19 protein-coding genes and 2 riboswitches are annotated in these 21,009 nt (G+C 46.8%); of the genes, 6 read left to right on the top strand and 13 right to left on the bottom strand.

Going from position 1 to position 21,009, the window contains the following annotated elements; genetic code table 11:
• The first annotated feature begins 136 nt into the window (after positions 1-136).
• Positions 137-231, top strand: a riboswitch (TPP riboswitch).
• Between the two features lie 66 nt (positions 232-297).
• The 3 genes from CRO19_RS15830 to CRO19_RS15840 all read left to right on the top strand — a co-directional run bounded on the left by CRO19_RS15830 (position 298) and on the right by CRO19_RS15840 (position 2,645).
• A complete protein-coding gene (locus CRO19_RS15830) occupies positions 298-1,572 on the top strand; it encodes a tyrosine-type recombinase/integrase (RefSeq protein WP_097097678.1) in 1,275 nt (424 codons plus the stop codon).
• 164 nt (positions 1,573-1,736) lie between these two features.
• Positions 1,737-1,943 carry a hypothetical protein gene (locus CRO19_RS15835; protein WP_097096671.1) on the top strand — a complete coding sequence of 69 codons (207 nt, stop codon included), beginning with the start codon at positions 1,737-1,739 and terminating at the stop codon, positions 1,941-1,943.
• A 39-nt stretch (positions 1,944-1,982) separates the two neighbouring features.
• Entirely contained in the window at positions 1,983-2,645 is a 663-nt protein-coding gene (locus CRO19_RS15840) for a hypothetical protein (protein WP_097096672.1), read from the top strand.
• Between the two features lie 466 nt (positions 2,646-3,111).
• Here the strand turns inward: CRO19_RS15840 and CRO19_RS15845 are convergent, their stop codons facing one another.
• From CRO19_RS15845 to CRO19_RS15895, 12 genes are all read right to left on the bottom strand, one after another.
• Entirely contained in the window at positions 3,112-3,651 is a 540-nt protein-coding gene (locus CRO19_RS15845; protein ID WP_097096673.1) for a recombinase family protein, read from the bottom strand.
• 898 nt (positions 3,652-4,549) lie between these two features.
• Positions 4,550-4,765, bottom strand: a complete 216-nt coding sequence (locus tag CRO19_RS25865) for a hypothetical protein (RefSeq protein WP_141400245.1) — start codon at positions 4,763-4,765, stop codon at positions 4,550-4,552.
• Between the two features lie 148 nt (positions 4,766-4,913).
• Positions 4,914-6,749 (bottom strand): hypothetical protein, encoded by a 1,836-nt coding sequence (locus CRO19_RS15855; protein WP_097096675.1) that lies wholly within the window; start codon positions 6,747-6,749, stop codon positions 4,914-4,916.
• Positions 6,750-6,760: 11 nt separating this feature from the next.
• Positions 6,761-6,979: a hypothetical protein gene (locus CRO19_RS15860; protein WP_097096676.1), complete on the bottom strand. Its 219-nt coding sequence runs from the start codon at positions 6,977-6,979 to the stop codon at positions 6,761-6,763.
• 99 nt (positions 6,980-7,078) lie between these two features.
• A complete protein-coding gene (locus CRO19_RS15865) occupies positions 7,079-7,552 on the bottom strand; it encodes a hypothetical protein (RefSeq protein WP_097096677.1) in 474 nt (157 codons plus the stop codon).
• A gap of 36 nt (positions 7,553-7,588) precedes the next feature.
• Complete coding sequence (locus CRO19_RS15870) at positions 7,589-8,020, bottom strand: hypothetical protein (RefSeq protein WP_097096678.1); 432 nt, start codon at positions 8,018-8,020, stop codon at positions 7,589-7,591.
• Between the two features lie 187 nt (positions 8,021-8,207).
• A complete protein-coding gene (locus tag CRO19_RS25870; RefSeq protein WP_141400246.1) occupies positions 8,208-8,423 on the bottom strand; it encodes a hypothetical protein in 216 nt (71 codons plus the stop codon).
• 81 nt (positions 8,424-8,504) lie between these two features.
• The gene (locus CRO19_RS15875; protein ID WP_097096679.1) at positions 8,505-13,283 is read right to left on the bottom strand and encodes a hypothetical protein; all 4,779 of its coding nucleotides are present in this window, start codon (positions 13,281-13,283) and stop codon (positions 8,505-8,507) included.
• Between the two features lie 148 nt (positions 13,284-13,431).
• Positions 13,432-13,623, bottom strand: a complete 192-nt coding sequence (locus tag CRO19_RS25875) for a hypothetical protein (protein ID WP_099686942.1) — start codon at positions 13,621-13,623, stop codon at positions 13,432-13,434.
• Positions 13,613-13,810, bottom strand: a complete 198-nt coding sequence (locus tag CRO19_RS15880; RefSeq protein ID WP_097096680.1) for a hypothetical protein — start codon at positions 13,808-13,810, stop codon at positions 13,613-13,615. The genes CRO19_RS25875 and CRO19_RS15880 overlap by 11 nt, the downstream gene beginning before the upstream one ends.
• Complete coding sequence (locus CRO19_RS15885) at positions 13,804-14,778, bottom strand: hypothetical protein (RefSeq protein ID WP_097096681.1); 975 nt, start codon at positions 14,776-14,778, stop codon at positions 13,804-13,806. The genes CRO19_RS15880 and CRO19_RS15885 overlap by 7 nt, the downstream gene beginning before the upstream one ends.
• A 1,739-nt stretch (positions 14,779-16,517) precedes the next feature.
• The gene (locus CRO19_RS15895; RefSeq protein ID WP_097096683.1) at positions 16,518-17,027 is read right to left on the bottom strand and encodes a DUF4823 domain-containing protein; all 510 of its coding nucleotides are present in this window, start codon (positions 17,025-17,027) and stop codon (positions 16,518-16,520) included.
• Positions 17,028-17,293: 266 nt separating this feature from the next.
• A riboswitch (TPP riboswitch) is annotated at positions 17,294-17,388 on the top strand.
• A 33-nt stretch (positions 17,389-17,421) separates the two neighbouring features.
• Between CRO19_RS15895 and thiM the strand changes: the two genes are divergently transcribed.
• The 3 genes from thiM (at position 17,422) to fbaB (ending at position 20,204) form a co-directional block, all read left to right on the top strand.
• Positions 17,422-18,207, top strand: coding sequence for a hydroxyethylthiazole kinase (gene thiM, locus CRO19_RS15900; RefSeq protein ID WP_097096684.1), 786 nt, complete (start codon positions 17,422-17,424; stop codon positions 18,205-18,207).
• Entirely contained in the window at positions 18,204-19,004 is an 801-nt protein-coding gene (gene thiD, locus CRO19_RS15905) for a bifunctional hydroxymethylpyrimidine kinase/phosphomethylpyrimidine kinase (RefSeq protein WP_097096685.1), read from the top strand. The genes thiM and thiD overlap by 4 nt, the downstream gene beginning before the upstream one ends.
• A gap of 147 nt (positions 19,005-19,151) precedes the next feature.
• Positions 19,152-20,204: a class I fructose-bisphosphate aldolase gene (gene fbaB / locus CRO19_RS15910; protein ID WP_097096686.1), complete on the top strand. Its 1,053-nt coding sequence runs from the start codon at positions 19,152-19,154 to the stop codon at positions 20,202-20,204.
• A 90-nt stretch (positions 20,205-20,294) separates the two neighbouring features.
• Here fbaB and CRO19_RS15915 read toward each other — a convergent pair whose 3' ends face one another.
• Positions 20,295-20,981, bottom strand: coding sequence for a GntR family transcriptional regulator (locus CRO19_RS15915; RefSeq protein ID WP_097096687.1), 687 nt, complete (start codon positions 20,979-20,981; stop codon positions 20,295-20,297).
• Positions 20,982-21,009 lie beyond the last annotated feature (28 nt).

A 21,009-nucleotide genomic window follows, 5' to 3' on the forward strand; every position in this document is an offset into this window, starting at 1 on the left:
TTCAGACAGGTCTCGATTTTAAGGTGGTGTGGCGTGGAACGTCCTCGTTTGGTCAGGATGAATGAACGAGGCATCCACTGATTTACAAGCTCCGATGCTCCCATTATCCTGTCTGCGGCATGAAGCAATACATTCATGCTATGACTCGGGGTGCCCCTGTAACACAGGGCTGAGATACACCCGCTGACCTGATCTGGATAATGCCAGCGTAGGGGGCTACTTTCCCTTTCCCTTCATATAGATAAAGATATTTCCATCTTGTTTTCATTCACTACTGATACAAGATTAGGAACAGCTTTGTTATCTAAACGTATTCGTTACACCTTCAAACGCAGCTCAATCTACTACGTTCAATTCTCTCTCCCGGAAGGAAAGATGTTTAGGAGATCTCTGGACACTGATAGCCACAGGGAAGCTAGCGCATTGATGATAGCTTTAATGCCTCAGCTCCTAATGGTTAAGGGGGGCTTGTCTTCCTCTGAAGAGTTCAACATTGCCATCAGTTCGTTGATTAAAAATAGGATGGTCAAGAGGGCAGACAGAGCGCTTCCTCCTCCAGTGGCTAAGCCAGCTCCCATTATTGTTGAACCTCCAGCGTTCACGCTTGGTGCTGCATGGAATCAATACAAAGCCCAGCGAGGGAGCAATTGGACAATAGCCATAGCTTCAGCTAATGACCGGTACATTGAGCCATTACTGGCTGTATTAGGTGATGGGAGCGATGTAGAGAGGATTAGTAAACGGGATATAAATAACGTGATGGAAGCAGTGGAGGGGCTGCCTAAACGAGTTGTACAGCCTTACAGGGCCATGACTATTCAGCAGCTATTAGCCTGTGACGATGTAGCACAGGAGGATCTGATAGGCACTGAAGCAATACACAAACATCTCAAGCTGTATAAATCTCTGTTCAAAACGTTCCTGACAGATGAGAAGGGGATATTAACAAAATCTCCCACTGACGGTGTAACAGCTCCTCCATCCTCTAAAAGATTTGGTGCCTATTCAGTTGGAGAGATGCGCTCGTTTGTCTCTTACGCAATCAATCATGCTGATGGATGGCTCAAGTGGATCATCTTATTGCTGGCATACACTGGCGCTAGACGTGGAGAGATTGCAACGCTCACTAAATCTCAGGTTTGTTTTGATGATGATAGCATTCGACATTATCTTCTCATTACTGACGGTAAGACTGATAACGCAGCTAGGCAAGTTCCCATACATCAACATCTTATTGAGCTTGGTTTCCTTGAGTTTGTCGAAAGGCGCGACCACCATTTATTCCTTGAAGTGTCAGGCTCGAACATGAATAAGATTAGTAAGGAGATGGCGGTGCTTAGGGAGAGGCTGAACATTCCATACAGGGACATACACAATCAGCGCCGCATAGTGCACAGCTTCAGACATAGTGTTGTCACTGCTGCCTCTGGATGGGTGAATAACATTGCTCATTTACAACAGGTAATAGGGCACGAGAAGACGGGGACAGGCATCACAGCTAGATACATGCATACCTTCCCATTGAACACCGTAAGCCATGTCATTGATAAACTTAACTGGATGATCATGTGATTTGATTAAGCTCACGTTTGAAGTAGATAGTGATAGTTGATTAGAAAATAATCTTGCAAAGCATCTCTAAATGTTAGGTAATGTTAATTGTTGTTTGGGATGTTTGTTCATGGAAGATCGTCATTTAATGCTTAAAGAAAGTTACTTTTAGAAGGAATTAAGAAATGCCAAGTGACCATGAGTTAGTTAACTTTTCTCAAGACTACGAATTAAATTATGTATTAAATAAAGTAGGAAAGCGCCAGACAGAGACTAATCGTGCCGCCCTTCGTAAGCTCGGTGCTGAGCTCAAAAATCAATTAGGTAGGGCCACCCTCACCCATAGCCAATTATATCAGCATGTGAAAAACAGACTTGCTCTTTTAGAGTGATTTGAAAAGGGAAAGGATTCCCACTTATTGAGACTCAATATGTCTAAAGATCTTGAAGTACCTAAAGAGACTGGCAAAGACTACGTCCACACAGCATTCAAAACAGCTTTAGGTGAGGTGCCTTTAGCTGGAGGCGCTTTAGTTGAAATTTTCTCAGCAGTTATAGAGTCCCCATTTCAGAAAAGAAAAATAGAATGGATGCATAGAGTTGTAGATGCAATTGAAGAGCTTCAAGAAAAAGGGCTTAAAGTAGATGAGTTAAGAGAAAACGAACAGTTTATCTCCGCTGTATTCTACGCATCTCATCTCGCTATGAAGACCCATCAAGAAGAAAAGTTGCAAGCTCTCAAAAATGCTATCATGAATATAGCGCAAGGGTTTGAAATAGATGAGTCAATACAGCAGATTTATTTAAATTACATCGACCAGTTTACTGTTCTTCATGTGAAAATCCTTCGCTTTGCTTTAAGTAGGAAAGTTTCACCAAATATTATGATGGGATCGTTAAAGCCTATTCTTATATCAACATATCCTGAACTTGATAGAAAGGAAGGGTTAGTGAATCAAATATGGAAAGAACTTTATAATTCTGGTTTGATATCTGTCGATTCTCTTCAAGGTGGGCTCTCGTCGCAAGGGTTAGGGCAAAAATTTACCACTCAATTGGGTGACAATTTCCTTAGATTTATTGAAGAGCGTTAATGCTATAGAGCGTGCAGCAAAAGCTGCGTTCGCTGTTAAAATGACTCCCGTTCACTCCTGTGAACAAGTGTGTTGGAGTCAGTGTATAGCATCATTAACACTCTGCTATACGTAAGTGAATATGTACGCATGTACAGAGAAGTGAACAATAGTATGAACGAGGGGGTATTTAAAAGTATATAAATTCAGGGGGGGATTTGAATGGTCTATGAAGGGTGCATGAATGGAAAGGTGCACGGGAGGGCGCTGGCGTTTATCGCTTTGACTAACCTAATAATGCTATCATAGGACACGCAGCAGAGTTGCATATGCGCCAAGGCTCTCTCACAGCTAGGGCTGTTCGTTCCCTATGCATAAATTAAAACCTAATTCGCTATTTACTTATACTACCTGATTCGTTAATTCTCAAACTGCCCCTTATCCTGACTAACGCTAGTATCTGTGTATATACTAATTCGTTAATTAATCAGCTCAATACCTTGTGCACAGTGGTGCGTGAGATAGAGAGCTGCTTACTAATGGCTAGTTTGTTCATTCCTTCAGCGTATAACTTACGGATAGAGGCGTGAAGCTGTTCATCAGGTTTAGGGCCAAAGGTAACCCCACGTTCCATTGCTGCTCTCTTACCTTCGTTAGTACGCTCTAGAATACGCTTACGTTCAAATTCACCAACAGCAGCAATTACAGTGTAGATAACACGGCCTATATCAGAATTAATATCTGTCTGGCCCAAGTCCATACACACTAAGCCAACACCCTTAGCCTTCAGCTCATCAGCAATAGACAGTGCATCACGTGTATTACGCGCTAAGCGGTCTAGCTTCATCACAATCACTGTATCCCCTGCTTGTACATCAGCAAGCATACGCATTAGCTCAGGCCTCTCAGCATTCTTACCTGAGATGTTCTCTTGAAATACGCGCTCACAGCCAAGCTCAGTCAATGCGGCTACCTGTAACCCTGTATTCTGTTCCTGCGTACTTACGCGGGCGTATCCGTATTTCATCACTAATACCTAATTCGTTAATTAAGTATTCATTGTGATTTAGTGTTCACTTTTTCACAAGACTGTGTGCACAAATTAAATTGCTTGACGTAGGGTGGCAATATTGATCTACTAAAAGATTGCCCCTCCCTTTGAAATTATCCTACCTGCTTCGTTGGTGGCTATAAGGGGGGGCTACGGTGGGTGCTGACTACTTGCATAGCCCCTCATTTTTAGCTCACATAAATTGGACATAATCCAAGAGACTTGCTCTCTATGTCCGTGACGGGAGTATGCTAAGCCTTACATCCGAAGTGGATTTTTATTATTCAGGGCGGATGCTCTAGAGATTCGATTGCCATTCTCATGGCAAGATGCTCTTCACCGGTTAACGCTTTGTATCTCGTAGCTAGCCTACTTATCTCCTCCACCAATAAGCTCCGGCTAGTTTCTTCACCTCTCGCAGCTTTCTGGATAGCAACCTGTCCAACTATCTGACATGCATCATCAAAATTCTGTTCAAGTTGCTTACTCAAAATCGACACATTCACCTCACGCTTAACATAATCAAGTCCAGGATGAGATAGAGAGTGAAGCATTAGGTGCAGGATTCCAATAAGAATAATTGAAAAATTTATGAAATTATTTGGCACTCTTATTCTGTTTGACTAAAATGATGGTGTTACAAAAGCCATTCCTTACTGATTGTTCCCCTCGCCATCCTCTGACGAGGGTTTTTTTATATTTTATTTTCGGGCTTAAATGAAGAGCTCTTCAATATTTTGAGAAGCCTTCCTTCCCGGTTCCTCTTCCTCCTGCTGTAATACCATTGAAGCAATAATTTCAAGGGCGCTATACCCACAAGGGCTAATAACGCATCTAAAGCCGTAACCGTCGGAGACGACATACGCCTCCTGATTTAGCCTGCTTTAGATTCCAGTGCAACAATGCGAGCAATCAGGGCCGCCAGAGTAATACCGTTAACCGTGACTGATGCAGGAACTGAAGAGAGGGCTTGGAACGTGGCTGTTCCATTACCGTTAGCTATTAAGAATTGACCAGCGGTTGCAGAAGCAGCCCCTTTGCATTCATGCAAATCTACTCCTGTTAAAGATGAATGTTGTATATCTGCCATTTTTATAAGGCTCCTTTGATTATTGTTATATATTATGCAATATATCGATTAAAAGGCCCCCAGACGATCTGTGAGCCACTATTACGCCTTTAGTGGGGCAGATGCATTAGAAGAACCTAAGGTGGTTTATAGATCGTTAGGGAACGATTTAGCGCCCATTTGCCTCTGCGCCATTATTTGTGGTGGTGGGGTTGCTATTCGATTCACCAAAGAAATCTGATTCGTAGCGTTTAAACTGTTTATCAAAATCTTCATTCCCTTCCAGATGCGCAGCAGCACGAACGGTCTTGTTAACCAGAGGAGATATTTTCTGATTTAAATCGCTCGCTTTCGCAATTACAGCCGGGTTTCCCTCATACCCCTTTTTAGGGCGGAATGTGAGAGAGCCATTGCGGAAGGTATATTCTAATGCGCCATCGGCTGCGCTCTGCTGTTGCTCCACATTAGCAAAGCCTACGTTGTATTGAGATTTTTTAGCCGTATCCACTGTGAAGCCAGTAGTTACCTGTGCATCTTTCCAAGCCTGTTGAATAACAGGAGAGAGCTTATCCGTGTAGTTGGTTCCAATGACATTCTCAATGTTAGCCGATACACTTTCATCCACAGTGCCGCCCAGCTGCTTATATTTCAAAAATTGAGGGGAGGCTAAGAAATCCATTACATTGTTGAGCTGATTAGGCGTCTTTTGTGAAGATGCGAAATCTACAGTGCCAGACAGAATAGCATTTACATGCTGATGGAGTTCGCTCTGGGTTCCCTTAACATCATCCACAATAGGGGATTTGCTGGAGAGGGCGTCAATAGTGGATTTAAGAATGTCAGTATGGGTTTTAGTATCAGCCTTATCTGCCGCACTGTTAGAGGTGGGATTATAATTGTACCCCTTCATGATTTCATCGTACTTATCCATTAGCTGCGGAGTTACACGGTTAATCACACTGGCCCCAGCTGGGCCAAGCGTCTTAGCAAGCGCTAAAGGAGTGGCATACTTAGGGTCGGCAGCAAAAGGAAGGAGGGCTTTAGCCTGAGCGCTGTCAATCTGGTGCTGATATACATCCGCTGAGATCTTGCCTGACGCTAAGTCAGAGCTGGCCTTATACAGGTCCCCGAATGGCTTTGTTAATCCATCTACATAATCACTTCCCGCAATACCGCGATATTGCATGAGCTGGCTTTGAAACTGCTGCTGTAGCTCTGTGATGGCATTAACTTTCTGCTCTGGAGTCATTACCGCGTTTTGCTGGATAGATGTAATTTGTGCCCTCTGTCGGTCATATTCAGACTGTACAGCGCTATTAAGGCCATTACGCACTTGCAACTGGTTAGTCTTCATCTTTGCTTCCATCACAGCATTGGCACGCTGTGCATTAGCATTAGCAATGTTAGCTGTCTTCTCTTGTAGGGAAAGTTTCTGGTTCTGTATGGATAGTTGCTTCCCATAGAAATCCATCTGCTGTGCGGCATGTTCCTGTTGCCGCATCCCATCTACTTGCTGCTGTTGCTGCTCAGCGGTCATGCCTGCATGAATCCAACCAGAAGCGGTAGCTTTCTTAAGGTCTGCTTGATATTGCTGCTCAACTGCGGTGCCCTGCGCCAATGTATCGCCCAAGCCAGCGCTCTTAGCTAAGCCGCTATTAAGCTGAATAAGATCTTCTGTCATTTCCGGATGATTGGCGATGAGCTGATTAAACTTGGCACGCTGTAAACGTTGTGCATCAGTTTGCTTGAGAGAGCCTTGGTCTACAGCGGCATTAAGTTGGGTGATGTAAGAAGCAAACCCTGCGGTGGCTTGGTTCTTCTGCTTAACCGCTTCCTGTTTCTGGTTGTTAACGTACATACCCAAGCCAGTTGAAAGTAGCTGGGTTAGTCCCTGTCCTACTGCTGCCACTGTACCCGCATTACTAACTGGTGCTACTGCCTGTTGTGGAGAGGCGTTGAATTGTGGAGCGCCTACATCCTGTGTCTCGAAGATGCCTTGAGCCATAATAATTCCCCTTAGTGCAGATTAATTTTGGTAGAGGTGGTGAGATAGCTTATATTGCTGAGCAGTTCGTTATGTTTCTTATCCCACATAGCCAGAGCCTCACGGCATACATTCAGCATTGGCACATCTGAAATATCTGTAGCACGGAGAATGGAGCACCAGCGGCTAATCTCGTATTCAGCCTCTGTCAAAGCTGCTGAGGTATCTTTCAATAATTGTTTTGTGTTCATCGTTCTGTTTTCCCTTGAATAGATTTTTTATTGTTTTTATAGATATATGGGGGAGGAGGAGATTTAAGATAACGAGCAGAAAATAGGACAGTTCCATCACTAGCGCATAACCTCATCTGAGGCTGTAACCAGCTCATCCCTTGGTGTGTTAAAGCCACAATACTTACAATGTGACAGGGGATGATTCTCGTCCCGATGGTCTTCAAAGCTTTTATCGTACAGGCATGTAACCTTACAGCGCTGGCACGTCCAGTTGATATGGGCTGCTCTCACTTCAGCTAGTCGCTCTGGCTTAGCTGTCTCAAGCATGTAATCAATAGCGCGGGCGAGCATAGGGCCATCATTCCACATTCCCTGCACCTTGGATGTATCACAGCCACTAATCATTATCTGCTTATCTATAGTGTATTCGTTGCCAGACTTGCGGAGAATAATTCCCTTGTATGAGAAATTAATTACATTTTGAGAGGGAAGATAAATCCCCTCGGCGTTCTCTCGCCTCTTCTCCGCTCTCAGCCGCTGCTGCCTGTTATGCCGCTGTTGGCTAGCCCCTAAGCTCCAATTCTTATTCATCTCTGCGACTCCTTAACTACCTACTTCCGAATTAAATCACTCTTGTTCTTTACGAGAGCGGAAGAAATCAATAGCAGCCTGTGTACTGTGCATTGGCCCCTGCGCCTTAGAACGGTCACGCATACGCTGAGCAAATTGTTTCTGAGCTTCAATAGTGCGGAGTTCTGAGTTATGTTCCTCCCGCATACGCTTGTCCATAGTTCTTGCTTCTGTACCCTCACGAATACGGCGCATATACTCCGCACGCTGTGCTTCTGTTTCCAGTTTGGAATAGGGGACATCGGGGAGGGCGCTGGCTTTCTTCTTAGCTGCCAATTGGCGAAGAATTGCAGCCCCTGCTTCCTCAGCATTACAGCCTGTCTGAGCCATTAATTGCTGCATGATTTCCTGAATATTAACATCCGTGCTGTGTTCTGAAGGTGAAGGGGTGTTAGCTGATTGGCTGTTGTCAAATAGTGATGTAGACATTCTTCTTTTTCCTTTTTATTATTTATAATTACGGCGGTAAGCGCCATGTAAAATTGTTTGTGTCCATGAGAAAGTATAACGGAATGAGTATTCCAGCTCTTGCAGCCAATAGGCATTATGTCGCGCTCTCTCTGCCTTAAACGCCTCTACAGCCTTTTTTGAATAGCGAGCCATACATTCCCCCGGATTATTTAAATAAACGCGCTAAGAGCGCTACAACGCTTGCTGTTGTGTATTCTTTACCAGTGACAGTAACATGACCTTTAGTATTTAGAGCATTAGCCAAGGCTGCACTCCCTAAGCCATAATCTAATAGGTCTTCTACCACTGGCTTAATCTTTTCATCATATTTACGGGTACGGTTAGCCCGAGCCTCAGCAAATGAAGTTCCTGTATGTCGCATAGTATTTTTCTCGATGTTTTTATTATTTTTTAGAGGGGAGGAGAACAGGGCAGCCCTAGAAACTGCCCATATTCTTTTTTATTATTTAAATTTATTAATGTCTTTAACTTCTTCTTCTGAGAAGCTCCATTTAGCAATAGATAGGAGAGCTTCACGCTGTTCAGGCTTTAGAGTAGCTTGGTTAATCCAGCCAATAACATCTCCGCGTGTAGCCCATCCAGAAGCACTCATGATGGCATCGAATAAGCGGCGGTCCCCACCTTCGATTTGCTTCATCATATTAGCCATCCAACGCTTATGAGCTGCTACATTGTTAGGGAAAGCGGACATCCCATATTGTGACATACGGATGAGGTAGTCTTGTTGCTCAGCTGTAAGCCCCTCAGCTACTAAACGCCGTGACACATCTCCGAAATATTGGTCAATGTCTGCGTTGTATTTGTCATGCTCCGCCTTAATGTCATCCATCACCGCAAAGCTACGTGCCTGAGCAAGGCTCTGGAAGCCTAAGAGCTTGGCAAATGCTTCTGGTGTTGTAACGTTGTCTCGGGTCATGGCTCCTGTTGCTGAATATTCGCGCTGGTACTTGAGCATCAGCCAGGCTTTGTAGCCGTTAGAGAATCCAGAGGAGAGATTTCCTACATCCATCATCACTGTGTGCCATTTGTCTACGCTGGTATCAGATGACGGGTCTGTCACTAAACCAGAAGCATAGCCAAAGTCACGGATAAGATTGGTGATGCGTGGATTGCTCCCCATCATCAGAGAGCCTACAGGGCTATTAGCAATAGCCTCCCCTGTACCGTCGCTAAAGATGTGCTTCACCATGTCAACCACCCCTTGAGGATCATAAGGGTTTACACCGCCACCCCAATCAACTTGAGATTTCTGGCCCCATACAGCCTCAATCATTCCATTGGTTAGGACGTTAGATAAGCCACCTACAATCAATTCGCGTTGTGTTTCATCTTCTGGCAAGTGTTCAGAAAGCATTTGTGCAAGCCAATCTGGGGCCCCAAACATGCCTACAGCAAACGTTGCCATGCCTACTCGTGCTTTAGCAGGGATAGCCCGATTGAACAACACGCCAATCATTTTCAAAGGAACTTGTCCATACTGCCCAATAACAGACAGCTCATTATGGTTAAGCGCAACCTGCCCAGAGCGGGAGAAGTTACCAGTGAATTGACGGGCATCAGAGGCTACTTGTTTCAGCAGGTCAGCGGGGAGGGTTGTCCCTTTACCGGCCTTAACACTTGCCTTCAATGCTGCGTCATAGTGAGCGAAGTAGGAAGAAGCCTGTACGAAATACTCACCGGCGCTAAAGCCAATCTTACGAGGAGCAGAAAGTGTGGTTTTCGTTCCCTTTGTAATAGCATTAGCGGCCCGGCTGGCATACCCTACAGATAAATCCGTATTCGTCCTCAACATCCCAGCAATCATTTCATGCCGGTTAATCCCCTTCGTAATCCCCGATTTCTCCATGGCATCCTTCATGGCCTTGAATTCTGCCTTACTCCTGCCAAACATTCGGTAGTAAGCATCAGGGGCGTTAGGGTTAAACTTGTCAATCATCAAGAGCGTTGCATCATCGAACAGATGAGCAATGTATGTTGGATGGCGTCCTAGTGACATAGACGCTTGGGCAAACTGAACAGCTAATTGTCGTAAGGGATTGAGGGCAATCATTGTGTAGAATGAAAGGGAGCGAAGGAAGCCAGTAGGAGAGAATGTTTCCCCGGCCCTTACTGCTCTTTCCCCTAATGCCAGCGCCTTACTGTCGAACTTAACAGCCGCCCCGCCTAACCAATCAGCAGATTGTGAGAAGATTTTCTTTGTAACATCGTCAATAGCGTTGACATAACCATTCTCCATTGCCCTGATATGCTCGTACATAGCACGGGCTGCTGCTCTCTGTTTACCGCTTCCTGTAATCTCAGAGATATTAGAAGGATAGTCAGGGCGACCATTTCGTTTAGGCATCACATCGCTGTAAGTGGAAAGCAGGCGCTGCTTGCTCGTCTCAATCCAGTCACGATAGGCCACACGAGAAGAGACACTCTCAATGCTGCTGTTCATTGCCTGAATAGGAGATTGGATATGAGCGCCATCAAGCTCTGTGTTAGAGCCAATAGCATCCTCAAGGCGCTTACCACGTACACGTTGAGCTGATAAGCCACCTGCGCTCATTGCCTGAGTGTTCGCCTTGTCGTAGTCTCCCCCTTTTAAATCTCCCCTTACACGATATTCAGAGGGGCGTGTTCGTTGATAACGCTCTATGGCTTTAGCAGCAGATAAGCTGTCAGGGGCTGTTGCAAATGCCTGCCAGATGTCTTGCCCATGCTCATCCCTTACAGGAACACCATCAGCATCTACGAGCTTACGCTCAATGAAATGGGGATTAGCATAGCGAACTGAGTAATAGCCTTTACGGTAGGACATGACTGTATCGTCATCAGACAGAGCACGGAGGTATGTCCCACGAGCGTCATTATCATTGAGCACATGGAGGATGTTACGACCATCAATCTCAATTGGATGAGCAAGCTCTGCCACTCCTGCATTACGAGAACTTAAAGCTGCACGCTCCTCTGGTGTGAGGATGCGCACTATGTCCTTTGCTGCGTCATATACAGAAGTGTTATTGCGTACACTATTGAGAGAGACAGGGCGTGCTACAACATCTAAGCCAGCATCCTTATACACCATACGACCAAAGCCGAGGGTCTTGTAGCTTCTCACCATATCTGCGTTAGTAAGGTGCCAGAGGGTGTCTTGTGTCTTCTTGAATTGTTCGAAGGTGCGAATTTCGGCATCATTAAAACCACGACCGGCTAAGTCGGAATAGTTGTAGCTAATCCCCTTAACGTTGGCTTCTTTGATGGCGTCAATGATAGCATTCTTGCGCTCCATAGCCATTGGCTGTAGGGAGTCAGTGAAGCCTTTGGCTACCTCTACAAGCTTCTCGCTTAACACATCCTTTTTCAAATCAGAGAGCACAGCGCCCTTCATGTATTCGGGGTGGAACATGGCCTCTGGCGCTACGAAGGTAGAAGTAAGAGAGCCGCGCCCTGATGTGCCATAGCCTACGTCCGAATAGTTAAGCAGATTACGCTTCACATCAAACAGCTGAAATTGGCTGTCGTCTAAATCTCCGGCGCTGTATTTGTAGTTTTGCTTAATCTGCAACAGGTAGTCACCACCTAAATCCCCCTCAGCGTTCTTAACCTGAGAATAGGGAACCGGGTGATATGTGTCCCCATCACGTACAAGGATGTTGATGTCCTTCTCATCAATGCCGTATTTACGTAAAGCAAATTGAGCCTGCTCTGCTGCATCCTTAACACTTGTCCAGCCATTGTCAGAGGGCCCATACACTGCTGCAATGTCTAAGCCTGTGCCATCGTCTGCTGCACCAACCGTTGTCATTTCCTTGCGGGTGACTAAGCCTGTTGCATTCTGGAAATCGTGGGTGACATTAGCATCAAGGCGGCGCTTCTCAACAGTGGAGAGGTTTGGATAAGCAGCTGAGCGCACTAAATCCAGCGTGTCATTGTCTGGCATGTACTGGAAGTCGTCATAGCGTGAAGGGTCATACACTTTACTCTGTACTGTTCCATCAGCCACTTTAGGCTGTGCAGCCATGTAACCTGCAAAAGCATTGTCTTTCCCTGTACCTGTCATCGCTAAAGCGAATTCATCTGTTTCATCCTGAGCAATACCAGCCACAACACGGCGTGCTTTATCTGGGTTTGCATCCTTAAGAATATCCATAGGGGCGGAGGGCTGTTGTTGTGCCATAAGCTGGCGTTGCTGAATAGATCTCTCCGCGTCTGTAAGGCCCTCTGAGGCACGCGCGGCGCTAGCTGCTGCATCTGCTTCTCTTACAGTTTTTCCCACGCCCAATGCTCTCCCAAGCGCTCGGAATGGCAGAGCTAAGCCCGACATATCCAGTAGGCCGCCTAAGTTATCAATCACTTCATCTGTAACTGTGTAAGCACCTGACTGTGTAACAGCTTGCAGAGCGTGGAGGTTGGCGTTGTCTTTCTCTGAGGGGAGGAGAATAGTGCGGCCTTCACTGTTAATCGTTGTAGCAATTCCATCCATCACAGCCATACGCTGGTCAAGGGGGAGCGTATTGAATTTATCAGCAAGTGCTGCCTTAGAGGAGCCTTGCAGGAAGAAGGAGGCAATCACGCCTTTAGTATCATTACTAAGGCTAGAGTAGAGCTGGCTAGATTTAATTGAGGACACGCCCGGAATGATATTCTCAGCCATTCCTGTTGCTGTGGCTGTTAGCCCATTCTCTTCCTGTGCCATTGCTGTAGCGTTATAAATGGCCTGCTGCTGTCGTTTAAACTGAATAGCCTTATCCATGCCAGCAGCAAACAAATCGCGGCTTACAGTGGCTTCTGCGGTCTCGTTAGAATTGGTTTCACCGGCTTCCTGTGTACCCAGCATTCCCTGAGCTGTTAATAGGTTGCTCTGAGCAATACGGCCTTCCTGATGGTTCTGGAGAATAGCCTGCTTGGTCATGTCCGGTACTTGTGGGTCAGCAAGAGATTCATACATAGCCTGCTGGAAAGCTGAGGCTTCCTGTGTTTTACGCGCATCTAATATCTGATTCTGTGTGGGGCTGTAGCCCATCTGAGAATGTTCAGAGGAGATAGCATCGTAGGTTGGAACTACCTGATTTGGGTCAGTTGGTGCATTCAGAAGGGCGGTAGTGGCTGCGCTGTTCCTCACTGATGGACTCGACACGACAGCCTGAGCTGGTGCCGGTGTGCCTGTGGTGGTGTCTGAGAAATCGTTGAGAGAAGCAGGTGTGTTATCTAAGAAGTCGTCTAAGGTATATGCCATGTTATTCTGTTTTCCTTATTATTATTTTTATTAAGCGCTGTGCATCGCTAGCTTTAATAGTCCCAGCACAAAGAAGAACATAAGCCAGTGCCACACTTGAGGCTCCCCAAAATCCTTAGTGTGTTGCTCTAATGCCCCTTTAAGGGTTTTAAGCTTGCTGTGAAGGCGAGTTAATATGTTCTTCAATGATAAGCTCCAGCTCGTAATCAAGTCTCATGTCTTTAATCAGACGGGCAAGCCAAGCCTGACGGCTTTTCTTTCCTCTCACTTTGTCTAACCAAGCAATTGTCTCAGGGGTAAAATGTGTAGCCACAACAGCGGAGGGTTTCTTATTGTTCATTTGCTTTGTTCCCCGCTGGTTTAATATGACCGCCATCTACCAGATTTAAATAATGGGAGACTATCCGAACCATATAAGCGTTTCGGCTGATGTCCCCTTTAATTGCATCCACACGTCTAGCCAGCTCAACAGGGAGCAGGCAACCTTGTGGCTTCTTCAAATATTCTTTACCATTTTTATTTACCATGGCTCTCCCGCCTCATTTGTGTAAGTGCCTACCTGTACGGGAATATTCCACCAATCAGGTTCAGCATCAGAATGTTTTTCTTTCTTGTTAACTACTGAATCAATCCACGCATCATCGGCATCTTGGAATACTTCCTCTTGCTCGTAAGGAGAGAATGGGAATTCGTTATCTATTGCCTCTAGCACTTCGCATTCAGCAGGAAGTTTGATTGCTTCAATGCGTTCCAGCATACGGCCCGATTGCTCCTTCACTTGATTAACATAAGCCTGTGCTTCAACATCTTTATGAGCTAAAGCTAATCCGCGTAATACTTCCTTATCGCCTTCTGTGAATTCCACAGGACACATCACAGCGTTAGAGAGGCCATCAGAGATCTTGTAAGCCCCGCTGTCAGCTTCAAAGCAAAAAGCCATACCAGAATCAAATTTAATTATATCTGCGTTCTCTGGCTGTTGTAGGCGGTTAATTACGCTCTCGGCTGCTTTGTTAACAATCTGCGCATAGCGTTCCTCAACAGTCTGCCCAACATAAAACGCTCTACGCTTGTTCAGGTTTTCCATAGTACGCTTTGTGGTAATCTCATCGCTTTTAAGGATAAACATTAACTGAGCTACAGGAATACGCGTAGAGGTTGTGGTCGCATTAGCCGCTGAATAGAGCAGGTCACCCATCTTGGCGCCTAATGAACACTCATTTGTATCTTCGTTATATGCCGCATTAGCAAAAATTGACGCGTAAGGATTGTGGATAGCTTTGCTGGGGCGACCACGTTTGGTCTTTGGTGCTTCCTGATTAAACGAATTAGGTAGTATTACCCCTTCATTGCCCATATCTCCATATAGTGCCAAGTCAACTGCTGAAGAAACATCATACGCATCAGGAAGGCAGGGCAGGGAATGATTAACAATTTCTCCCGTCTCTGTATCAACAGCGTTCATCTGTCCATCAATCATCATCATCTTAATCATATGAAACCTTATTATTATTTTGAATTAACGAATTAGGTATTGTAAGGATTAAACGAATTGGTGTAGTTAAGGCCAAAAAGTGAAAGTGTACGCAGCAATAAGATAGAGCAAGAATACATCCATTAAACCACCTCCAGAGCTGGGGTGTTTACAATGTAAAAACTTCTGCTCCCATCTTCGTACTTATTCACTATTCCCATCTGCATAAACTTTTGAATGATGAATTGAGAATTGTTAAATAGGTCTGTGCCCAGCCCTAACATTTCGTCTATGCGTTGATAACTCAGGTACACTCTGCCAAACCTATTCTGAAGATTAGCAATATGAGAAAACACTAATTTCATATCTCCGCTAAAGCGGCATACTTCTGTGCTATGTGTGAAGTGTCTTACTGCGTGAAAGTGGTATGGATTTATTCTTGATTCGAATGCGGATGCATTCTTAGATGCGTTAGCCATAGTTTCAAGTTCCTGTGAAGGATTAAGTAACCTGTACGCCAGATGAGGTGTATCAGGAAAGGCCCTTAATATTGCCTGTTGTAGGAGTGAGCATCCATGCTCTAACAGAACAACGTACATTACGTAATGGAAGGGGCCATTACGCAGTAATTAGAAAGAGCTGAGGATAAAGGAGTTACCCAGCTCTTGAGGGGCATATTCGACTATGCGAGTAGTCTTGTTTTCTTGTCGAAGGAAACTCAGCAGATTGTTGAGCTTCATCCCATATGCCAGAGGAGGAAGAAAGGGAAGTAATGCGTTCTACTTTTTCATTACCCTATAATTATTATTGAGGGGTCTAACTTTAGTTATGTGACAAAATTAATTAGTCTGTATGAACTGCCCATGAATTTTTTATGTTCCTACTAACATTGAGGGGTTTTTCAGACTTTTGTGACAAATTATTTTTAGGCCAGAAGTCTTATGCTTGAAAAATAAGGAAATTTATTTTTCACTTTTTTCTACTTTCCTCAATTTCTCTGTCACGTTTTTACATGAAATGTTTATGGGGCATGGTTCCGATTTCCTAACGCGTCAACGAAGTGATGGCTGTCGCGATGTGTCCCCTTTCACGCTCTGCTGAAGGGGCACGAGCAAGACAGACGAACGAAGTAGCGGGAGGAATTGTCCTTGTGAGTGAGCTGGCGAGCGAATGCTTTTAGTTTTTTTTTAATTGGGGAGAAATCTTACATATCACTTTCTTAATTCTATTATGATTATGATAGCATTCGTAGAATGGCCTCAGGCTTCACAGGAAGCGTTCTGCTGAGTTTAAATGCAAAAGGTAACGGAATATATTGGGAGAAGGTGAAAGCGCTCAGGATTGATTCTAGAGCGCTACAGAGGGTATCACTGAATATTTAATTTCAAGCTAGTTGATTGTTGCCTCAATACCCTCAGACGTACAAGATTAACAATAGCCTTGCTCAGTACAGAATTCAACAAAACGCATATCACCATTGTTGAGAAGAACACCCCTAAGAATGCAATCCCGCTTAGAACAGGCCCCAAGAAGCTTGGAGTAATTGAGTGATACATCTGGTTGAAACTAAGCCACAGAATGAAGCACAGCAAATGAGAAATGAATTCTCCAATACAAGCTTGCTTCCCGTAGTTGAATGAGCACTCACCCCAATCACCGTAGTACGATACAACATTTCCCGTTATAACTTCACCGCACCTTGGAATTAAGCTCATTTTGTTTCCCTATAGAATGATGTAGCCAAATAGTTTTTAAGACAATCAATATAGCTGGGAAACGTAATTATTGATGGGTTCAGCAAGAAGATCTTGCGGATGGTCTCCGCCCCAAGTTACTAACTTACTCTCGCCATTGAGAATGGTTGAATTGATTAAAGTTAAATTGGAAGCTTTATAAACCGAAATTTTAACTTCAAGCTTATCTCTTTTCATAGACCATTCTGTAGCTCTATCTTCCCAATGCAATATTTGAGGGACAACTAAATAGCCTTCTGTTGTAGTTGCCTTAGATAAGCATTCAACATCTCCGCAGTTGTTAGAGATCCTCACCTTTTCAGAGTAACGTACAAATGCAGCTTGTAGAACGCTAGCCGTTTCCTGTCCTGAGCCATGGTAAAAAGTTGTGCCATAGAAACCATCTTTAGGAACAGCGATAGAAACAGGCATATCCTGTTTTAATTTCTCTGTGCTGGTCTTCACATCAGTGCTTTTATAATGTGCTGAGCATCCTGTGAGAGCTAACGCCCCCATTATTAATAAAACTCCCTTCATCCCTTTCCCCAGATAGTTAAATAAATGTTGCTTAAACCTTCCTAAGAATGTTCCTAATTATTGCTCTGCCGCTTCTCTTATAGCAAGCGGATTATTAACCACCCTGTATAGATGAAGAGAGGACAGGTGAGATAAAGGGTGTGATAAAGCTGGTATAAAACTGTGATAAATCTCCAACGCGTAAAAGAATGCGGTCAGGCATCTGAGCCCGGCTTGTGCCAACAAGTCACTTCCCGTAAGCTGCTATATAGATGGAAGTAATACATCTATATGACTCGGGGTGCCCCTGTAAACAGGGCTGAGATACACCCGCTGACCTGATCTGGATAATGCCAGCGTAGGGAAGTCAGATGCCTGACCGCATTCGCCTTCTTGATCGCCGGTTGGGAGCTTTATGACACAGCCTAACCTTCTCTCCACTGCGCAACTCGCGCAATCCTTGCTCCTCCTGCGACAGCAAGCGCCACTGGTGCACTGTATGACGAACGACGTGGTGCAAACCTTTACCGCCAATGTATTGCTGGCGCTGCACGCTTCTCCGGCGATGGTGATTGATGCTGAAGAGGCCGCGCAGTTTGCCGGGTTTGCCGATGCGTTATTGATAAACGTCGGCACGCTTACGCGCGATCGTCGAGACGCGATGTTAGCGGCGGTGCAGGCCGCGCAAAAAGCCGGCACGCCGTGGACGCTGGATCCAGTTGCGGTCGGCGCATTAACGCTGCGCACCGAATTCTGCCAGCAGCTGCTTGGTCTGCATCCGGCGGCGATTCGTGGTAACGCCTCAGAAATTCTCGCCCTGGCTAATCAGGCAACGGGCGGTCGTGGCGTGGATAGTCTGCATCAGGCCGATGCCGCGCTGAGCGCTGCGCAACAGCTGGCGCGTGACTATGACACTGTCGTCGCCGTAACCGGCGAAGTGGATTACGTTACCGATGGCACTCAAACGTTGGCGATCCCCGGCGGGAGTCCGCTGATGACGCGGGTGGTCGGCACCGGTTGCGCGTTGTCGGCGGTGGTGGCGGCTTTCACCAGCTTACCGGGCGAGCGTTTGCTGCATGTGGCCGCTGCCTGTCGTGTGATGTCGCTAGCCGGTGAAATCACGGCGCGTCAAGTCGAGGGGCCGGGCAGTTTTGCGTCGGCTTTTCTTGATGCGCTCTGGACGCTGGAGATGACAGTATGAAACGCATCAACGCATTAACTATCGCCGGTACCGATCCAAGTGGCGGCGCCGGTATCCAGGCCGATTTGAAAGCCTTCTCCGCGCTGGGCGCGTATGGCACCAGCGTCATCACTGCGCTGGTGGCGCAGAATACCTGCGGCGTGCAGTCGGTTTATCGTATCGAACCCGATTTTGTTGCCGCGCAGCTCGATTCGGTGCTGGACGATGTGCGCATTGATAGCGCAAAGATCGGCATGTTGGCAGAAACGGCGATCGTTGAAGTGGTGGCCGAGCGGCTGAAACGCGCCAGCCTGCCGTTTGTGGTGCTGGATACGGTAATGATAGCCAAAAGTGGCGATGCGCTGCTGTCGCCGGATGCGGTAGCCAACGTACGCGAACTGCTGCTGCCGCAGGTCTCGTTGATCACGCCGAACCTGCCGGAAGCCGCAGCACTGTTGGGGTGCGCTATGGCGCAGGATGAAAAAACCATGCTGCAGCAGGGCGATGCGCTGCTGGATCTTGGCTGTGAGGCGGTACTGATGAAAGGGGGACATCTTAGTGATGCCGAGAGCCCGGATTGGCTGATCACCCGCGCGGGACGCCAGCGTTTTACCGCGCCGCGCGTCAATACCCAACACACGCACGGCACCGGTTGTTCACTCTCAGCGGCGCTGGCCGCACTGCGGCCACGGCATAATGATTGGGCGGCGACGGTGGCTGAAGCCAAAGCCTGGCTGCAGCAGGCGCTGCTGCATGCCGATTCGCTGGAAGTGGGCAAAGGCATTGGGCCAGTGCACCATTTCCATCAGTGGTGGTAGGGCGTAACGCCAGATTGCCGCTTTTTCACTGCGAATCCGTCTGAAAAATGGAGTCAGCAATTTGCCAGCCTGCGGCATTCCGGTCCAGGCTGTTGGGGGGGAATCGACAGGTGTCGGTTCCAATCCAGCCATTTATCAGGAGCGAACATGACGGACATCGTACAGTTATTGGGCAAAGAGGCGGATAGCCTTCTTCAACATCGCTGCATGACCATTCCAGCGGACAGCCTCTATTTACCCGGCGCGGATTATGTAGATCGTGTGATGATCGACAACAATCGTTCTCCTACCGTATTACGCAACATGCAAACCCTGTACAACACCGGACGTCTGGCGGGCACCGGCTATTTATCCATTCTACCGGTCGATCAGGGCGTGGAGCACTCGGCGGGCGCATCGTTTGCTGCCAATCCTGCCTATTTCGATCCGAAAAACATCGTTGAACTGGCGATTGAAGCCGGTTGCAACTGCGTGGCGTCCACATATGGCGTTTTGGCTTCGGTTTCGCGTCGCTACGCGCACCGTATCCCGTTTATGGTGAAGCTGAACCATAACGAAACCCTGAGCTATCCAACGCAATACGATCAAACGCTGTATGCCAGCGTGGAGCAGGCGTTTAATTTAGGTGCGGTAGCCGTTGGCGCCACCATCTATTTCGGCTCTGAGCAATCACGTCGGCAGATTGAAGAGATCTCTGCGGCGTTTGAACGCGCACACGAGCTGGGAATGGTGACGGTGCTGTGGGCCTATCTGCGTAATGATGCATTCAAGAAGGAGGGGGTAGATTATCACGCCAGCGCCGACCTGACCGGCCAGGCCAATCATCTGGCGGCCACCATCGGTGCGGATATCGTTAAGCAGAAGATGGCTGAGAATAATGGTGGCTATAACGCCGTGAAATTTGGTCACACCGATGAGCGCGTGTACAGCAAACTGACCACGGAAAATCCAATTGATTTGGTACGTTATCAGTTGGCGAACTGCTATATGGGGCGCGCAGGTTTGATTAACTCAGGCGGCGCCTCTGCCGGTGAAACAGATATCGCTGAATCGGTGCGTACGGCGGTGATCAATAAGCGTGCGGGCGGTATGGGGCTGATCCTTGGCCGTAAAGCGTTTAAGAAGTCGCTGAAAGAGGGCGTGCAGTTGATTAATGCGGTGCAAGATGTCTATTTGTCGAAGGATGTGTCGATTGCGTGATTGCGTGAAAGGTCAGCATAAATGCTGACCCTACAACACATTGAATATTATGCATATCGTAGGGTCGCCATTCATGGCGACCTCTTAGCATCAAGGCGCCTCAAACCACTCGCTGTTGCGCTCGGCGATGGGCGTGATGGTCAAAATCATTTCCTGTAAATGGCGGCGCATCGCGCTTTCAGCGGCTTCAACGTCATGCGCTTTCAACGCATTGAAAATATCTTCGTGCTGTTGAATCAACCGTTCCGGCGGTGAGACTTCACTCAGCGTCAGAAAGCGTACGCGATCCATGGTGGCTTTAATATTTTCCACCGTTTCCCATGCCAGCAGGCAATGGATCCCTTCGGCAATTAAGCGATGGAACTCATCGTCCAGCGCTAAAAAAGCCTGACTGTCATGCCGTTCGGCGGCCAAACGCTGCAGCTGCAGATTGTGCTCCAGCGCCATCAGTCCCGCTGCATCAATCTCCTGCGCGGCGCGGCGGACGACAGCAATCTCTACCGCTTCACGGATAAAACGGCCGTCGGCCACGCGCTGAGCGGAAATCTTGCGCACGAAAGTGCCGCGCTGCGGTAAAACCTGTACCAATCCAGCTTCGGCCAGTTTAATAAAAGCTTCTCGTACCGGCTGACGGGAAACGTTAAAGCGCGCCGACACTTCCTTCTCCGACAGCAGCGAGCCCGGATGAATGACACAGGTCACGATATCTTTACGCAGGTAACGATAGATCTGCTGATTTACCGGTTCGCTGGTGGTTATGGTATAGGCAGTCGACATGCAGCAATATCCGTATTACGGCTGGCAT

It is taken from the genome of Candidatus Pantoea floridensis (assembly GCF_900215435.1).
Classification (GTDB): Bacteria; Pseudomonadota; Gammaproteobacteria; order Enterobacterales; family Enterobacteriaceae; genus Pantoea; species Pantoea floridensis.